The organism is Flavobacterium sp. RHBU_24 (assembly GCF_046613695.1).
GTDB lineage: Bacteria > Bacteroidota > Bacteroidia > Flavobacteriales > Flavobacteriaceae > Flavobacterium.
In genome coordinates this window covers 108,085-123,838 of record NZ_JBKJHD010000010.1, presented here as the reverse complement: position 1 = coordinate 123,838, position 15,754 = coordinate 108,085, and the positions used below count along the sequence as shown (strand labels likewise).

Annotated in this window: 17 protein-coding genes; 5 read left to right on the top strand and 12 right to left on the bottom strand. The window is 43.8% G+C overall.

Translation table 11 applies throughout. From position 1 onward, the window contains the following. Positions 1–30 precede the first annotated feature (30 nt). The 3 genes from ACLI09_RS11620 to ACLI09_RS11610 form a co-directional block, all read right to left on the bottom strand. The gene (locus tag ACLI09_RS11620; RefSeq protein WP_411419793.1) at positions 31–831 is read right to left on the bottom strand and encodes an ABC transporter ATP-binding protein; all 801 of its coding nucleotides are present in this window, start codon (positions 829–831) and stop codon (positions 31–33) included. Then, on the bottom strand, positions 832–1,572 hold the full coding sequence (locus tag ACLI09_RS11615) for an MlaE family ABC transporter permease (protein ID WP_411419792.1): 741 nt from the start codon (positions 1,570–1,572) through the stop codon (positions 832–834). 83 nt (positions 1,573–1,655) lie between these two features. Further along, a complete protein-coding gene (locus tag ACLI09_RS11610) occupies positions 1,656–2,504 on the bottom strand; it encodes a glycosyltransferase family 2 protein (RefSeq protein WP_411419791.1) in 849 nt (282 codons plus the stop codon). A 60-nt stretch (positions 2,505–2,564) separates the two neighbouring features. Between ACLI09_RS11610 and ACLI09_RS11605 the strand changes: the two genes are divergently transcribed. The 3 genes from ACLI09_RS11605 (at position 2,565) to ACLI09_RS11595 (ending at position 5,217) form a co-directional block, all read left to right on the top strand. Then, positions 2,565–3,434 carry a glycosyltransferase family 2 protein gene (locus ACLI09_RS11605; RefSeq protein ID WP_411419790.1) on the top strand — a complete coding sequence of 290 codons (870 nt, stop codon included), beginning with the start codon at positions 2,565–2,567 and terminating at the stop codon, positions 3,432–3,434. Continuing rightward, positions 3,434–4,906 (top strand): lipopolysaccharide biosynthesis protein, encoded by a 1,473-nt coding sequence (locus tag ACLI09_RS11600; protein WP_411419789.1) that lies wholly within the window; start codon positions 3,434–3,436, stop codon positions 4,904–4,906. Before ACLI09_RS11605 ends, ACLI09_RS11600 begins: the two co-directional genes overlap by 1 nt. 65 nt (positions 4,907–4,971) lie before the next feature. Further along, positions 4,972–5,217 (top strand): redox-active disulfide protein 2, encoded by a 246-nt coding sequence (locus ACLI09_RS11595; RefSeq protein WP_411419788.1) that lies wholly within the window; start codon positions 4,972–4,974, stop codon positions 5,215–5,217. Positions 5,218–5,300: 83 nt separating this feature from the next. On the opposite strand, the gene ACLI09_RS11590 is transcribed toward ACLI09_RS11595, so the two are convergent. From ACLI09_RS11590 to gcvP, 3 genes are all read right to left on the bottom strand, one after another. Further along, positions 5,301–6,359, bottom strand: coding sequence for a 3-oxoacyl-ACP synthase III family protein (locus ACLI09_RS11590; protein WP_411419787.1), 1,059 nt, complete (start codon positions 6,357–6,359; stop codon positions 5,301–5,303). 110 nt (positions 6,360–6,469) lie between these two features. Continuing rightward, complete coding sequence (locus tag ACLI09_RS11585; RefSeq protein WP_411419786.1) at positions 6,470–6,847, bottom strand: group III truncated hemoglobin; 378 nt, start codon at positions 6,845–6,847, stop codon at positions 6,470–6,472. Between the two features lie 147 nt (positions 6,848–6,994). Beyond that, positions 6,995–9,844: an aminomethyl-transferring glycine dehydrogenase gene (gcvP, locus tag ACLI09_RS11580; RefSeq protein ID WP_411419785.1), complete on the bottom strand. Its 2,850-nt coding sequence runs from the start codon at positions 9,842–9,844 to the stop codon at positions 6,995–6,997. Positions 9,845–9,975: 131 nt separating this feature from the next. Between gcvP and ACLI09_RS11575 the strand changes: the two genes are divergently transcribed. Then, positions 9,976–10,779: a hypothetical protein gene (locus ACLI09_RS11575; RefSeq protein WP_411419784.1), complete on the top strand. Its 804-nt coding sequence runs from the start codon at positions 9,976–9,978 to the stop codon at positions 10,777–10,779. Between the two features lie 151 nt (positions 10,780–10,930). Here ACLI09_RS11575 and ACLI09_RS11570 read toward each other — a convergent pair whose 3' ends face one another. Genes ACLI09_RS11570 through ACLI09_RS11545 form a run of 6 tightly spaced genes read right to left on the bottom strand, consistent with a single transcriptional unit; the run spans position 10,931 to position 14,411 of the window. Then, positions 10,931–11,836 carry a TIGR01777 family oxidoreductase gene (locus ACLI09_RS11570; RefSeq protein WP_411419783.1) on the bottom strand — a complete coding sequence of 302 codons (906 nt, stop codon included), beginning with the start codon at positions 11,834–11,836 and terminating at the stop codon, positions 10,931–10,933. Positions 11,837–11,847: 11 nt separating this feature from the next. Beyond that, the gene (locus tag ACLI09_RS11565) at positions 11,848–12,666 is read right to left on the bottom strand and encodes a hypothetical protein (protein ID WP_411419782.1); all 819 of its coding nucleotides are present in this window, start codon (positions 12,664–12,666) and stop codon (positions 11,848–11,850) included. 6 nt (positions 12,667–12,672) lie between these two features. Then, positions 12,673–13,092 (bottom strand): hypothetical protein, encoded by a 420-nt coding sequence (locus ACLI09_RS11560; protein ID WP_411419781.1) that lies wholly within the window; start codon positions 13,090–13,092, stop codon positions 12,673–12,675. Between the two features lie 4 nt (positions 13,093–13,096). Next, positions 13,097–13,483, bottom strand: a complete 387-nt coding sequence (locus ACLI09_RS11555; protein WP_411419780.1) for a hypothetical protein — start codon at positions 13,481–13,483, stop codon at positions 13,097–13,099. Between the two features lie 17 nt (positions 13,484–13,500). After that, positions 13,501–13,848, bottom strand: a complete 348-nt coding sequence (locus ACLI09_RS11550; protein WP_411419779.1) for a hypothetical protein — start codon at positions 13,846–13,848, stop codon at positions 13,501–13,503. A gap of 56 nt (positions 13,849–13,904) precedes the next feature. After that, positions 13,905–14,411 carry a GbsR/MarR family transcriptional regulator gene (locus tag ACLI09_RS11545; RefSeq protein ID WP_411419778.1) on the bottom strand — a complete coding sequence of 169 codons (507 nt, stop codon included), beginning with the start codon at positions 14,409–14,411 and terminating at the stop codon, positions 13,905–13,907. Positions 14,412–14,577: 166 nt separating this feature from the next. On the opposite strand from ACLI09_RS11545, the gene ACLI09_RS11540 reads away from it, so the two are divergent. Beyond that, positions 14,578–15,684: an alpha/beta hydrolase gene (locus ACLI09_RS11540; RefSeq protein ID WP_411419777.1), complete on the top strand. Its 1,107-nt coding sequence runs from the start codon at positions 14,578–14,580 to the stop codon at positions 15,682–15,684. Positions 15,685–15,754 lie beyond the last annotated feature (70 nt).

Below are 15,754 nucleotides of genomic sequence, written 5' to 3'. Positions count from 1 at the left end.
AAATATAAAGCACAAAAAGCTTAGGTTTCCCTAAGCTTTTTTGTTGTTATCGTTTTGATGGTTTTCTTCTTCTTCTGCAAGCAGGCTTTCGCGCACTTTTTTAAACAGCTCAGACGAATATACAAATTCAACTATCGATTTATTTCTTGTTTCAAGTATTTGCTCTTTATCGCCTTCCCACTCCTTGAGTCCATTTTTAAGGAACACAATTTTTTCGCCTATCTGCAATACAGAGTTCATATCGTGGGTATTAATTACCGTGGTAATATTATACTCCTTTGTAATTTCCTGTACCAACTCGTCAATTACAATACTTGTTTCGGGGTCCAGGCCCGAGTTAGGTTCGTCACAAAACAGATATTTTGGATTATTTACAATGGCCCGGGCTATTGCCACCCTTTTTTGCATACCCCCCGATATTTCGTTTGGAAACTTTTTGTTTGCATCTTTCAGGTTTACACGATCCAGGACCTCATTTACACGATCCCGTATTTCTCGGGCGCGCTTAGAAGTAAACATTTGCAGTGGGAACGCCACATTTTGCTCTACCGTAAGGCTGTCAAAGAGCGCGCTGCCCTGAAACACCATGCCTATTTCGGTACGTAGCGCCCTTTTTTCGTCTGGCTTAAGGTCACCATAAATACGCCCGTCAAAAGATATACTGCCGCTATCGGGTTGGTGTATGCCCAGAAGGGTTTTAAGCATTACGGTTTTACCCGAGCCGCTCCGTCCTATGATGAGGTTGGTTTTTCCGGGTTCAAAAGATGTAGAAATACCTTTAAGCACGGTAACATCACCAAACGATTTTACTATGTTGTTTACCTCTATCATTTAGCTTAGCAATAACTGGGTTAATATAAAGTCAATTAAAATAATTACCACGCAGCTCCATACAAACGATATGGTACTGGCTTTTCCTACTTCGAGCGCGCCGCCTTTCATATAAAAACCGTGGAATGATGGTATGGTTGCAAGTATAAACCCGAATATAAACGTTTTGATAAAAGCGTAGGCAATATGAAAGGGCTGAAAATCTGTTTGTATACCCCTTAAAAATTCGTCGCTAGATATAAAGCCGCCGTTTACACCAGCCAGCCAGCCCCCTACAATTCCCAGGAAAATAGACACCGCAATTACAAATGGATATAAAATAAAGGCTATAATTTTAGGGAAAACAAGGTAGTTAATAGAATTAACACCCATAACCTCAAGCGCGTCTATCTGCTCGGTTACCCTCATTGTGCCTATGCTCGATGTAATGTACGAGCCTGCACGTCCCGCCATAATAATGGATATAAAAGTTGGCGAGAATTCAAGTATAACGGATTGCCGGGTGGCAAACGCAATAAGCGATTTCGGTATAAGCGGGTTAGTAAGGTTAAGCGCGGTTTGTATGGCCACAACCCCGCCTATAAAGAATGATATAAAGGCTACAATGGCCATGGAGCCTATAATAAGGTCGTCTATCTCTTTAAATATTAACGGCCTCATTACCTTCCACTTGGTAGGTTTATTAAAAACCTCCACAAGCATAAGGAAGTAGCGGCCTATCTGGTCTAAAGCTTTTATCATTTAATGTAAGGAAAATATTGGCTAATGTACCGATTTACATTCGTTTTTTGATTGTAGTTAATAGTTTTTTAATACTTCCACGACTAAAAAACCTTCTCTTTCATCTTCTTCCAGCGGTAGTTGCGTATCCACTTTGCCTGCTCTGTAGTAACGAGTAAAGGTTTTTTCTGGCTTTTTGCCTGTAAAAATCCTTTTATATAATCTATAAACAGTAGCGGCTTTCCCTTTCGCATGGCAAGCTTTGCCCCAGCAATAGTGGTAATGGTAAGCCCGTAGCCCAATGTATAAAACGCTTCGCCCTGTTTATAACGCGCTGCTTTATTATAATTAGCACCAGTGGGCTTAAGGTGTTTAACAACCAGTTGGGGTAGTGTTACCACCTTCCAGTTATGGAATTTTGCAATAAGCTCATCAGCGGTATCCCAACCCATGGCCGTGCGCAGGCCTCCCATTTGCATAAACAACGCTTTGCGGTAAGCTTTAAATGCCCCACGTATGTGGTCTTTATCGGTAAGGCTTTCTATAACCCAGTCGCCGTTTTTTTCTATATAGGCAAAGCCACCGGCCATACCCACGTTGTCATCCTGCTTAAAAGCATCAAGCACGGTTTCAAAATAATCAGGTGGGAGTATAAGGTCGGCATCCAGCTTTACTATAATATCATAATTTTCATCTACCGTGGCATAGCCTGCGTTAAAAGCTTGCACTACCTTGCTTCCGGGCAGGTGCACAGCTTCCGATTTCTTGTTTACCAACGATATCCACGGGTATTTTTCGGTATACTGCTGTACTATTTCTCCGGTGCGGTCAGTAGAATTGTCGTTTACTATTACAGCCTTTGCGGGCAGTACAGTTTGCGCGGCAAGCGAATCTAAGGTAACGCCCATAAAGGCTTCTTCGTTGTGCGCGGGTATTATTACGTAGTATTTCATAAGGATGTGCAGAATGCTGTGCAAATATCTTTAATTTTGCGCTAACCGAAAAGAGAAACCTTGGATAAGAACGTATTTGTAATTATTGTTACCTACAACGGCGCCCGCTGGATTGATAAAAACATCCAGTCCTTACTGGCTTCGTCGTATCCGGTGCGTATTATCGCGGTTGATAACCAGAGTACCGATAATTCGGTTGCGCTGTTGCAACAATATCCTGAAGTTAATGTAATACAGACGGGCAGTAACCTTGGATTTGGTAAAGCCAATACTATAGGCATGAAAAAGGCTCTGGCCGAAGGCGCCAATTACCTCTTTTTGCTTAACCAGGATGCGTGGATTTTTGAAGATACTATTAAAAGTTTGGTTGATGCTATGGAAACCAATACACAAATAGGCCTGCTAAGCCCGCTACATTTTCAGGACAATGAAACTGAGTACGATACCGCTTTTGCAACTTATCTTTCCCGTAAAAACGGGGAAATAAACGGCTTGCCTTTAGTGCCTTTTGTAAATGCCGCTGCCTGGATGCTGAGTAAAAAATGTGTGGAGAAAGTGGGTTATTTTGAGCCGCTTTTTGGCCATTACGGCGAAGACCGCAACTATTGCGACAGGGTACTGTACCATAAGTTTTTAATAGCTGTTGATACCAAATCACGCATAGTACACGACCGCGTTATTACGCGCAACTTTAATAAGGATGTTACCCAAAGCAAATACCGCATACTCAGTACCCTGATTAACCCAAACCTCTCTTTTGGTAAAGCCAAAGCACAAGGGTTGAAAGAAGCAGTTGGCCTGCCAAAATACTTCCGCAAATTTTATAGCTCAGGCCAAATAATAAAAATGGCTTCAACCCTTATGGGGTATTACCTGAAGTTTGTATGTAACCCCGCTTCCATAAAGGCGGCAAGAAAAAATGCCATGTAATGGAGAAAAAGCGCGTAGCCCCTATGAAGCAGGTGGTGCTTTTTGCCATCATCAATTACCTGGGCACCGGTATAGGGGTAGTGTCTTCATTACTTATTTACCCTAAAGATTTTGAGTTTCAGGGCATCATCCGTGCTATAGATGGCGTTTGGGGCATACTGTTCCCTATTATGGTGCTGGGTGCCAGCCAGTCGCTCATAAAATTTTATCCCGCGCTTGACGAGCGCCACCAGAAACAGCTGTTCAATTACAGTTTAGTATCGGTAGGTGCGGTAAGTATAATAACTTTTGCATTGGTAGCCACTTATATGCAACTCAGTAACGATGCTTTTAAGAACCTTATTTACTACGCTTTCCCCATTGCGGTTACGCTGGCTTTTGTAGAGTTGTTTAAAAAGCAGTTGCAAGATTTACAAAGGATAGCGGTACCTACACTTTTTGAGAAGATAATCCCTAAAATAGTACTCCCCGCGGCATTTTTGCTGGTGGTGTATAAGATAGCAAGCAGGGAAACCGGGATATTGCTGTATATGGCAGGCTATGTATTGATACTGGTTTTTACGGCACTCTACCTGTTTAAGCGCTACAAGCCGGGCTTCAATTACCGTTTTAAAACACTTTTTGGCGAAATTTCACGAAAAGATTACTACCGCTACAGCCTGTATTCACTGGCAGGAAGCCTGGGCTCGCTGTTGGCATTCCGTATAGATGCTATTATCATCCCGAGGATGCTGTCGTATACGGAAAACGGAATTTTTAGCACGGGATCTATACTGGCTACGACATTGCAGATACCCGCCGTTGGGATGTTTGCCCTATACGCACCCATAATTTCCAATTTCCTTAAAGACCACAACCTTAAAGAACTGAGCATAAAGTATAAAGAAATTGCGCGCCTGTTGTTTTTCATTGGGGCGGTGCTGTACGGCTGTATTTTTTTGGGGTTGGAAGACCTCTTTCGCCTCATGCCTGATTATGGCAAGCTGCAGCAAACCATGCCTATCATACTAATATTGGGTTTTAGCGTACTGATTAACATGGCTACGGGCTTTAACGGCGAAATTATTACTTACTCTAAGTATTACCGCTTTAATCTGGTGGCGGTGTTGTTACTCATTATAATAAACGTATCGCTCAATATACTTCTCATCAATTCCGGTTACGGCATAGTAGGGGTGGCATGGGCATCGTTTGTAAGCATGACACTATTTAACATCAGCAAGCTGATTTTTATTTATAAAAAGTTTGGCCTGTTGCCTTTTGATAACAAGTTTTTAAAAATGGCGTTCATTTTTGGGTTGGCAATGGTGGGCGTTTACTTTTTACCGTTTGTAGCGTCGCACATTATAAACCTGATATATAAATGCGGGCTATATGTAGTTATTACTGTAGTGGTAGTATACAGATTAAGGCTCGTGTACCAGCTAAATGTTTGGGTGGGGCAACTACTTAGCAAAATCAGGCCGTCATAGTTTACTGATTTTTTTGCAAAAGCGACTTGAATTATTGATATTTGGCATAACAAAATCAATCAATTATGAAAAGCAAGAAACCGGCCGAAATGACCAATGAAGAACTTCTAAAAAGCAAAAAGATATTAGCCCCTGTAACGTATATGCTGGCAGGAATGCTAGGATTACTGTTTTGTCTAAATATATATAATTCCCTTACTAAAGGTTTTAGCGCTTTATCGGTTGTGCCCATAGCGCTACTACCCATTTTGATTATCAACCTCAATGCAATTAAAGAAATAAACAAAGAGATTAAGGCGAGAAATTTATAAGTGACTGATTATAATTAATGTAAAAAGGGATTGCTTATCACTGGATAGGCAAGCCCTTTAAATTTTAAGATTGTTGCTAAACCTTATATTTTATAAATAAACGCATTGATGTTCATACCGGCGCCTACACTTGCAAAAAGCACCACGTCGCCTTTGTTAAGCTCCTGGTTAGCCAGCTGCCCTTTAATAAGCATGTCATATAAAGTAGGTATGGTCGCCACACTGCTGTTGCCCAGCGTATGGATGCTCATCGGCATAATACCTTCCGGTGGGGTGGCATCGTGCAGTTTATAAAAACGCTGCACTATGGCCTCGTCCATCTTTTCGTTTGCCTGGTGTATCAGTATTTTTTTAACGGCGCTAAGGGGCAGGCCGCTTTTCTCTACGCACTCTTTCATGGCCTTGGGCACATTACTAAGCGCAAACTCATATATCTTGCGGCCATACATTTTTATGTAGCGCACATCTGGGTCGTGTTCTTTATTAAACGAGTTACCAAAGAACAAAAAATACGCCTCGTCATAAGTAAACGACGCGCTGGAGTGTGCCAGTATACCGCCTTCATCATCAGTGCCTTCTATAATGGTTGCGCCTGCTCCGTCGCTGTATATCATGCTGTCGCGGTCGTGCGGGTCTATCACCCGGCTAAGGGTTTCGGCGCCTACAACAAGGCATTTCTTAGCCATGCCGCTTTTTATGAACGCCATAGCCTGCATAACGCCCTCTACCCAGCCCGGGCACCCAAAAAGGATATCATAGGCCACGCAACGAGGGTTTTTAATGCGCAGGCTGTGCTTTACGCGGCTGGCAATACTGGGAACCAGGTCGGTTTGTATGGCACCGTGTTTAACATTGCCAAAGTTATGGGCTAATATGATATAATCAAGGCTTTCAGCGTCAATGCCACTGTCTTCAATAGCCTTTTGGGCAGCAAAGAAAGCAATGTCGCTGGTAAGCAGGTCGTCGTCTGCGTAGCGGCGCTCTGCTATCCCGGTTATCTGCTGGAACTTCTCAGCTATTATCTCGTTAGAATAGGGCAGTGGCGTACCTTCATCGCTTAAAAACTCGTGTTTTGCGAAATCAGTATTGGGTACTATACGGTTTGGGATATAGCTTCCTGAACCTGTAATTTTAATATTCATTGTTTTAAAGGCCTGTTTGTTTTACAATAGCTAATGTAACGATAATATTAATGCAAACACGTTAAAATTACTATGCTTGCATATTATTTTTATTCGGATGCAAAATACAATTAAACCCCTTGTTGGGCAAACTTTATTTTCATTATAGTAGCAACAGAAAGCCCCCGCGTTTTTGCGTTTTCAGCGTTTTCTCCTACAAAAAGGCCATCGACTGTAGTATTGAAAGTGCTGAGCCAGATTTCGAAATGTTTCTCTGTCAAATGCTCCTTGGCGTTGAGGTCGAGGTGCAGCTGCATCACGTTTTTGCGGTAGCCGCCGGTATGAAACAGCATTTGCTCCCAGAAATCGACGAGGTGCGGCAGGTGTTCCTCCAAATTTATTTTAGCCACATCGGTAAAAATATAGCTTATGGCAGGGTCTTTCAAAAGTTTGCCGTAAAAACTCCGGAGGAGTATTTCGAGGTCGCGGCGGTTTAGGATATCGGTCATTATTCTTCACAATGTATTTCACATTTTATTACGCAATGGTCCACAAAGTTAAACGAAGGAGGTGCAAGTTGTGCAAAATGTATGCTTTCCATACTTCGTGATATAAAAAAAGCTGCCCGAAGGCAGCTTTTTATAGTATAAAAAATCTTAGTTTTCCATATACGCTTCAATAGGCGCGCATGAGCAAACCAGGTTACGGTCGCCGTAGGCATCGTCTACGCGGCGTACGCCCGGCCAGAATTTATTTTCGTGCAGGTACTCCAGCGGATAGGCAGCTTTCTCGCGGCTGTATGGGAAATCCCAATTGTCAGCCGTAAGCATAGCCAGCGTGTGCGGTGCATTTTTAAGCACGTTGTTCTTATCGTCAGCGCTTACTTCGTCAATCTCTTTACGGATGGCGATCATCGCGTCGCAAAAACGGTCAAGCTCCTCAAGGTTCTCACTTTCGGTAGGCTCTACCATCAGCGTACCCGCAACGGGGAACGACACCGTAGGCGCGTGGAAACCATAGTCCATCAAACGCTTGGCAATATCGGTAACCTCTACGCCATTCGCTTTAAACGGACGGCATTCCAGTATCATTTCGTGGGCAGCACGGCCCATTTCGCCGGTATACAGCGTGTCGAAAGACCCTGCAAGGCGCTCTTTAATATAGTTGGCGTTCAGTATAGCATGCTCAGTCGAGCTCCTAAGGCCTTCTTCGCCCAGCATGGTAATGTAGCCATAAGAGATAAGGCAAACCAAGGCCGAGCCCCAAGGCGCCGCCGATATTGCTGTAATGGCTTTGTTGCCGCCTGTTGCAATAACAGGGTTAGTAGGCAGGAACGGAACAAGGTGTTTTGCCACACAAATAGGGCCTACGCCCGGGCCACCGCCACCGTGAGGTATAGCAAAGGTTTTGTGCAGGTTAAGGTGGCAAACGTCAGCGCCTATGGTGCCCGGGTTAGTTAATCCCACCTGAGCGTTCATGTTAGCTCCGTCCATATATACCTGGCCGCCATTTTCATGGATGATGTTTATAACCTCGATGATAGAAGCCTCATATACACCGTGGGTAGACGGGTAGGTTACCATAAGGCAGGCAAGGTTATCCTTGTGCAGTTCTGCCTTGGCTTTAAGGTCTTCTACATCTATGTTTCCGTTTTCAGATGTTTTTGTAACCACAACCTCCATACCGGCCATGTGGGCGGTAGCAGGGTTGGTGCCGTGTGCCGAAGCAGGTATCAGGGCAATGTTCCTGTGGCTTTGGCCAATAGATTCCTGGTACGCGCGTATTACCATAAGGCCCGCGTATTCGCCCTGGGCGCCACTGTTAGGCTGTAGCGTAGTACCTGCAAAACCGGTAATTTCGTTAAGCTGCTCCTCCAATTTTTTAAGCATCGTCTGGTAACCTTCTGCCTGGTTAACCGGGGCAAATGGGTGAATGCTGTTCCAGTTCGGCTGGCTAAGTGGCAGCATTTCGGCAGCGGCGTTAAGCTTCATGGTACACGAACCCAGCGAAATCATACTGTGGTTAAGAGCAAGGTCAAGGCGCTCCAGTTTTTTAATGTAGCGCATCAACGCCGTTTCGCTGTGGTATTTGTTAAACACATCGTGCTTAAGGAATTCGGTAGTCCTTACAAGGCTTTCCGGTATGTGAACCGTTTCAGTTAGCGCCGTAACAGCTTCAGCAGTTTTACCGGTTGCTTCCGAAAATACACCAGCAATATCGTTAATGTCTTTTAGCGAAGTGGTTTCGTTAAACGAAATTGAAATCGTGTTTTCGTCAACATAATAGAAGTTGATCTCCTTAGCTTCGGCAACGGCCTTAACTTTAGCAGCATCAGCCTTAACTACTATCGTATCGAAGAATGATGTATTGGTCTGGTAAACGCCAAGTTTGTTAAGCGCATCGGCAGTTGTAACGGCAGATGCGTGAACTTTATCGGCAATGTACTGTAAGCCTTTAGGCCCGTGGTACACCGCATACATACCCGCCATAACGGCAAGCAGTACCTGTGCGGTACAAATGTTAGAGGTAGCTTTTTCGCGTTTGATGTGCTGCTCACGTGTTTGAAGCGCCATACGAAGCGCACGGTTGCCATTCATGTCGATGGTTACACCAATGATACGGCCCGGCATAGAGCGTTTGTACTCTTCCTTCGTAGCAAAGAACGCCGCATGAGGCCCGCCATACCCCATAGGGATACCAAAGCGCTGGGTGGTACCCACCACCACATCGGCACCAAGTTCGCCCGGCGCTGTAAGTTTTACAAGGCTTAGTATATCGGCGGCAACGGCTGTCTTAATATTGTATTCTTTCGCTTTTGCGATAAAAGCGGCATAATCATGCACCTGGCCAAATTTGCCCGGGTATTGTAGTATGGCTCCAAAGAACTCTCCTGAAAAATCAAACTCCTCGTGGTTGCCTATTACCAGTTCTACGCCTATAGGGGTAGAGCGCGTTTGCAGCACGCTAAGGGTTTGCGGCAGTATCTCTTCGCTAACGAAGAATTTGTTTACGTTATTTTTTTTCTGGTCTCGGGTGCGCACATCAAAAAGAAGTGCCATAGCCTCAGCGGCAGCGGTACCTTCGTCAAGCAGCGACGCGTTGGCTATTTCCATACCGGTAAGCTCTATAACAGTAGTCTGGTAGTTAAGCAGCGCTTCAAGGCGGCCCTGCGCTATCTCGGCCTGGTAGGGCGTGTAAGCGGTATACCAACCCGGATTTTCAAAAATGTTACGCTGAATAGGAGCCGGAACAATGGCAGGGTGGTAACCCAGGCCTATGTAGCTCTTAAAAATTTTATTTTTATTGCCCAGTTGGGTAATGTGGTTCAGGTATTCGTACTCGGTAAGTGCCGGGTCAAGGTTTAGCGGCGCTTTCAGGCGGATGTCATCCGGGAGTGTTTCATATATTAACTGGCCCATATTGTCTACGCCAATGGTTTTGAACATGTGCTGAAGGTCAGCCTCCCTGGGGCCAATGTGCCTTAAAGCAAAAGCATCTGTTTTCATATATTTAGTTGCGTGTTTTAAAGGCACAAAATTAGTGATTTATCTTCAATTTTTTATGCCCCTGTAAACAGCTATTTGTGAATTTTTCAACACAAGTTAATAACTGTTGTGATATTGACTAATTTTGTAAGATGAAGGCGATAAAACAGCTTTTTTACCTGTACATACACGGCAGCATACATGTGGCTGTGGCCGTGCTTTGCCTGGTGCTGATGACCAACCACATGTTTAACCTGCCTTTTAGCGCGGCCATGGCTGGTTTCGCATTTTTCGGGACGGTGTTTGGCTACAACTTTATTAAGTATGAAGAACGTTTCCGCAGGCATTCATCCATCAGTTCCTATCATAAAGTTGTAGCCGCTATCAGCATTTTGTCATTACTCCTTGGCGGTTTATGTTTTTTCCGGCTCTCGCTAAAAGCGCAACTGGCCGCTCTGGTTTTGGGAGTATGTGCCGTGCTGTACGCCGTGCCGGTTTCGCCAAGGGGCAATTTACGAAGCCTTGCCGGGATAAAAATTTATATAGTAGCCTTGTGCTGGGCAGGGGTTACCACCCTGATGCCGCTGCTTAATGCCGGCTTAGATTTAGGCCATGATGCCTGGCTAAAGTTCTGCCAGCGGTTTTTACTGGTCATTATCCTTATCCTTATTTTTGAGATTATCGACCTCAGTGTAGACGACCCCAACCTGAAGACCGTTCCGCAAAAAATAGGGGTTAAGAATACCAAAGTGCTGAATATAATTTTGTTGGGATTTTTCTACTTCCTCGAATTTTTAAGGCACAGTATCGATAATAAGCAATTATTAGTTAACGTAATGCTGATATTCGCCGTAGGCCTGTTTACCTTAGGCGCATCGCCCGACCGGAATAAGTATTATACGTTGTTTTGGGTGGAAAGTGTGCCGGTTTTTTGGCTGCTGATGATATTGGTGTAGGCATTACAGCGAGATACACAGGGTAGGCACAGAGATTCATATAGCACTGCAAAAGAATAATACAGATTTAGGTAAACTGACCCTCTAATGCAGTCTCAATTTTAACTCCGTGAACCTCTGTGCCTACTCTGTGTATCTCTGTGAAACTTTTTTATACCAAATCCGCAAGCGTCCTTTCCACCTCCGCATACTCAAACTTAAACCCCGCCTCAAGCAGCCGTGACGGTACTACGTTCCTGCTTTTAAGCACCAGTTCGGTTTCGGTACCTATGACTGCGGCACCCAGTTGCAACAGCCATTTGGGTTGGGGTATGCCGAAAGGGATACCCGCAGCTTTACGCAAAGTAGTCATGAACTCACTATTACGCACCGGGGCAGGAGACACCACATTTACCACACCATCCATTTTATTTTGGATTAAGAAACCTACCGCGCGGGCAAAGTCCGTTTCATGTATCCAGCTTACAAATTGCCTGCCGTTGCCCTGCTTTCCTCCAAGGCCAAGTTGAGCCAACTTTAATAAGGCAGGGAACGCCCCGCCGCCCTTGCCTAACACAATTGACGTCCGCAACGCGGTTTTCCGGGTGGTGGGTATATGACAGCAAAAGAATGCACGTTCCCACATTTTGGCAACGTTCATACTGAAGTCGGCGCCAACTTCTCCGGTCACTTCATCCATCTGTTTGTCTTCGCTGTGGCGGTAAATGGTCGCAGTACTAGAGTTAAGCCAGTGCAGAGGAAGGTAGTCGCACTGGGCTATGGCCTTGCCCAATACTACGGTACTGTCTACCCGGCTCGCTATAATTTTATTTTTGTTTTGCTCTGTATAGCGGCAGTCAACTGATTTACCGGCAAGGTTTATCAGCACATCGGCATGTTCCAGTTCGGCCTCCCAACAGTTAAGGGTTTTAGCATCCCAATGCACGTATTTTATGTTGGCATTGTTACGGTTTTCACCCCGGGTAAGTATGATAATTTCGTCAACGGTATCTTTAAAATAGGCAGTAAGCGCCTGGCCGAGGAAACCGGTTCCCGCAGCAATTACTAATTTTTTCATGGCAGTAAGTTTTAAACGAAAAGTATAACGAGAAGCGCAAGCACGCGGTAACCTACCCAGGTTACGCAAAGTATAACCGGTAACTCAAGCAGCCTTACCCTGCGGATGTGTTCTAACAGCATTATGATAGCAGTAACCAGAAACCAGCCGGTGGTTATTAATGCAGGTATTTCAGCAAATGTTGCAGTAATAAGCATGGGCAATAGCAGTAATGCTCCGAATAGCGATACCGTCATGAGGTTGCCAAAGTAATTCAGCTGTGCCTGCTTATCTCTTTTCCTGATGAACAGCCACTGAAACGGGAGCTGGCAAAAGGCCAACAGCAGCTCCCTTGCAAAATTACTTTTTGGGATATGTGGAATTAATTCAGCATATTTAAAGAGTACCACAGCGGTAAGCAATCCCGAAAAAATGAGGTAGGCCATGCGGTAACGGAAATTAAAATCGGGCACGCATTGCAGGGCGGTATCTTGTTTTTTATTCGGGATAATAACCTTGCGGTTGTAAGAGATAAAACTGTACAACTTTTTTAGGAACCAATATACCGGCTTTACCTTTCCTACTTTTTCAATAAATGGGAATGAATGCCCCACTACTTTCAAAAGGCTGTCGATGCCGTAGGTTACGGTTTTGTTTTTATAATCTACAAGCGCAATTTCGTTACGCGCACGGTTAGCATCTATAAACTGGCAGTCGGTTTCGTTAAGGCTGGTGTAGGGCTTGCGGCCGTGGGCATCGAGCATGCCCGCTTTTATAAACCCGGCCGTATAGGCATTGCACAGCGGACAGTCTTTATCATACAGCAGGGTTTGGTTGTTAAGGGTTTTCATGATTTCCTATTTTTTAAAATCACTATAAATGCGATAGGTTACATACACAAAATAGCTGGCTATAAGCATGGGCAGGATAATAATGATGGCTATACCATAGGGCTTTATAAGCGAGGACGTTTCGATATAGTCCGTTGCATTAATAGCTATTCCCAAGGCTGCCGCTGCAACAATCCATACCAGTACAAAAGCCCAGTACCGTTTAAGAAGCCTATAAGGGCGGGGTATTTTCCATTTATAATATGCATATGTGGCAACAGCCGCCACCCCAAGCTGGTAGCATCCTAAAAAGAATTGTATGCCTATACCGCCGCCGTCGACAATTGCATAACCAATAAACGTAGCCGCGACAAATAAACAGTTTACATAGTGGGCTATGGTTACCGTGCGGTGCAGCCATGTGGGTATGAAGCGATTTGTGGCCATGGCATTACGCTTTAAAAACAATCATGTTCTCGGCATTATTTTCTTTGGCTTTCCTTTTCCCACGGAAGAAGAAATACAGGTTAAAGAACAACATCACGCCCAGGTAAATACTAAATCCGCCTATTTTGTAGCTCAGCGCTTCAACTAAAGACTGGTAGGTGTCGCTGTATAAATCCATTTGCAGTATCATTAGCGCAAAGCCAAGGTTGAGCAGGTAAAAGCCGGTTTCAAAAAGCTTGTTGGTTGCGTTGGCAATTTCTTCGCGGCCCTTAAAAATATCGAACATAAAAACTTTAGCATTTTTAAACAACGTGCGGCTTACTATCAGCGTAAGCGTTATGGTTATGGGCAGGTAAATGAAATAACCGATAAGGATTTTTGCAGTTTCCATAATAAATGATTTTATTGTTAGTGAATGATTTTTTTAATATATCGGGTAATGATGAACAGGTTAATATAATGCAGCACGGCAAGCAGTAGGATGATAAAGCCGGTGCGGTTAGCCAGCACCTCTGCAAATCCGGTAAGGGTTTCTATTGGCTGCCAGTGGGTTAGGGTAGTGGCGGTGTAGCCCAGGTTAACAAGGTAATAGCCGGTAAGCAGTATCCTGTTTATACGGGTACACAACTCCTGGTGGCCCGGCACAAGCGACAGCACATAAGTATTGCCGTTGCGGTAGCATATTTGCCCCACTGCCACAATTATATAAATGGTTATGGCAAGGAACAGGCAGTATGCGATGAGGTTAAGGTTCATTGTGTATTGATTGTATTAAACTTTCAGAATAAATTGAAATATTAAACCAAATTTTTTTACTTCATTATTTTCATCACCAGGCGGCCTATCCAGTTGTCTTTATATTCGGTAACTTTCTCAATCATATTGTCGGCTTTCAGCACAAAGTCATACAATTTAGCGGTTTGCGACATAAACTGCTTAGCATCAGCCGATTTATCGGTTATTGCAGCGGTGGAAACTTCTTTAAGTACTTTAAGCGCAGGTTTTATTTCGCGGCGGCTGCGTTCCTGTGCTACTTTTACGGCAAGTTCGTCAAGATCCTTTTCGGCTACAAAAAACTCACGTCGTTCACCGGGTTTAAGCTCTTTGTATACAATACCCCAGTCCATAAGGGCACGCAGGTTCATGCTGGCATTGCCGCGGCTTATGTGTAGCTCCTCCATTATCTCTTCCATGCTTAGGGCTTCGGGCGCTACCATAAGTAGGGCGTGTATCTGGGCCATCGTTTTATTAATGCCCCACTGGCTGCCCAGTGCACCCCAGGTTTGTACGAACTTATTTTTTGCCTCTTTAAATTCCATACCCCAAAGGTAAGTAAATGTTTTTAAACTTTCAAAATAATTTGAAAATTATTTTAATTAACCATAAGGGTCTGATGTTGAGATAAAATACCTATTTATGGGTATTTTATTTATAAGAATTACCTCTTAAATTTATCTTAAGATCAATTAATCAAAATTTATTGCAATGAGTGTATATATTATCAGCAGCAGGCCGGTGAAAAAAACGGCTAACCCGAAGAAAGAAGTATTTAGTAAGCCGGGATCGGATAGGGCACAGGCAAATTTCAGGATTGCACGATGTGATGTGAGCGAAGACAATAAAAAAATCGACTATACCATTTTGAAAGATATTGGTACTCCTGACTATAATAAGGTTGTAAAGGTGCTGAGTGGTGCTGCAAATGTTTCGAGCTTGGGAGGCACAGAGGCTATGTTTTACGATTTATATAAATCGATGAGTACTGATCCTAACAGAGCCGATGTACTGTTTTTTATTCATGGATTTGCAACATCTTTTGACGACGAACTGGAGCACATTTTATTGCTGAAAAAGCTGTATATAGATAATCCGGACTGCCCCACACAACATCTTATCTATTTAAGTTGGCCTACCTCTGATAATATGGCACTGACGTATTGGAGCGATAAAGAAGATTCTATTGTTACAGGGCAGGCACTCGCACGCATATATGTAAAACTTAACAATTTTTTCCATACCATGTTCCGCAAGTATAATGAAGAGAGCTGTGGGCAAAAGATACATTTAATGGCGCATTCAATGGGTAACCAGGTGCTAAAACAGACCATGGGCAGCCTGGCCGAAAAATATATCGTGCCGTTTTTAGGCGAAATAATCCTGGTGCATGCCGATGTTTCTTCGGATTCATTTGAGAAAAATCAACCGCTTGCAAAACTTGAAAAGCTTGGGCAGCGCACACACATCTACGTAAACAAGAGTGATGACGCATTAACTATATCCACTACAACCAAAAATTTTTCAAAAAGGCTTGGCAAAACGGGGCCTACAAATCTCAAGGAGCTGGAAGGAGAAACTTTTGTAATAGATGTAACAGGCTTAAAATGCGACACAGAAAGCGATTCGTTCTTTGAAAAATTAAAAATAAGAATAGGAGACCACTGGGGGTATATGTACAGTAAAGACCAGGTTGAAGATATTATAAGAGTACTAAAAGGAGTTGACGAAAGACGTATTGCCCATAGGAAACGTCATGATTTATTTCCCAATTATTTTTATTTAGGAGCTGAAAATATTACCGAAGTACAACGATAGCAAAAAACAAAACCCCGAAGCTCACACTCCGGGGTTATTTATTATCTCACGTCTATCATCTCTTTCGCGA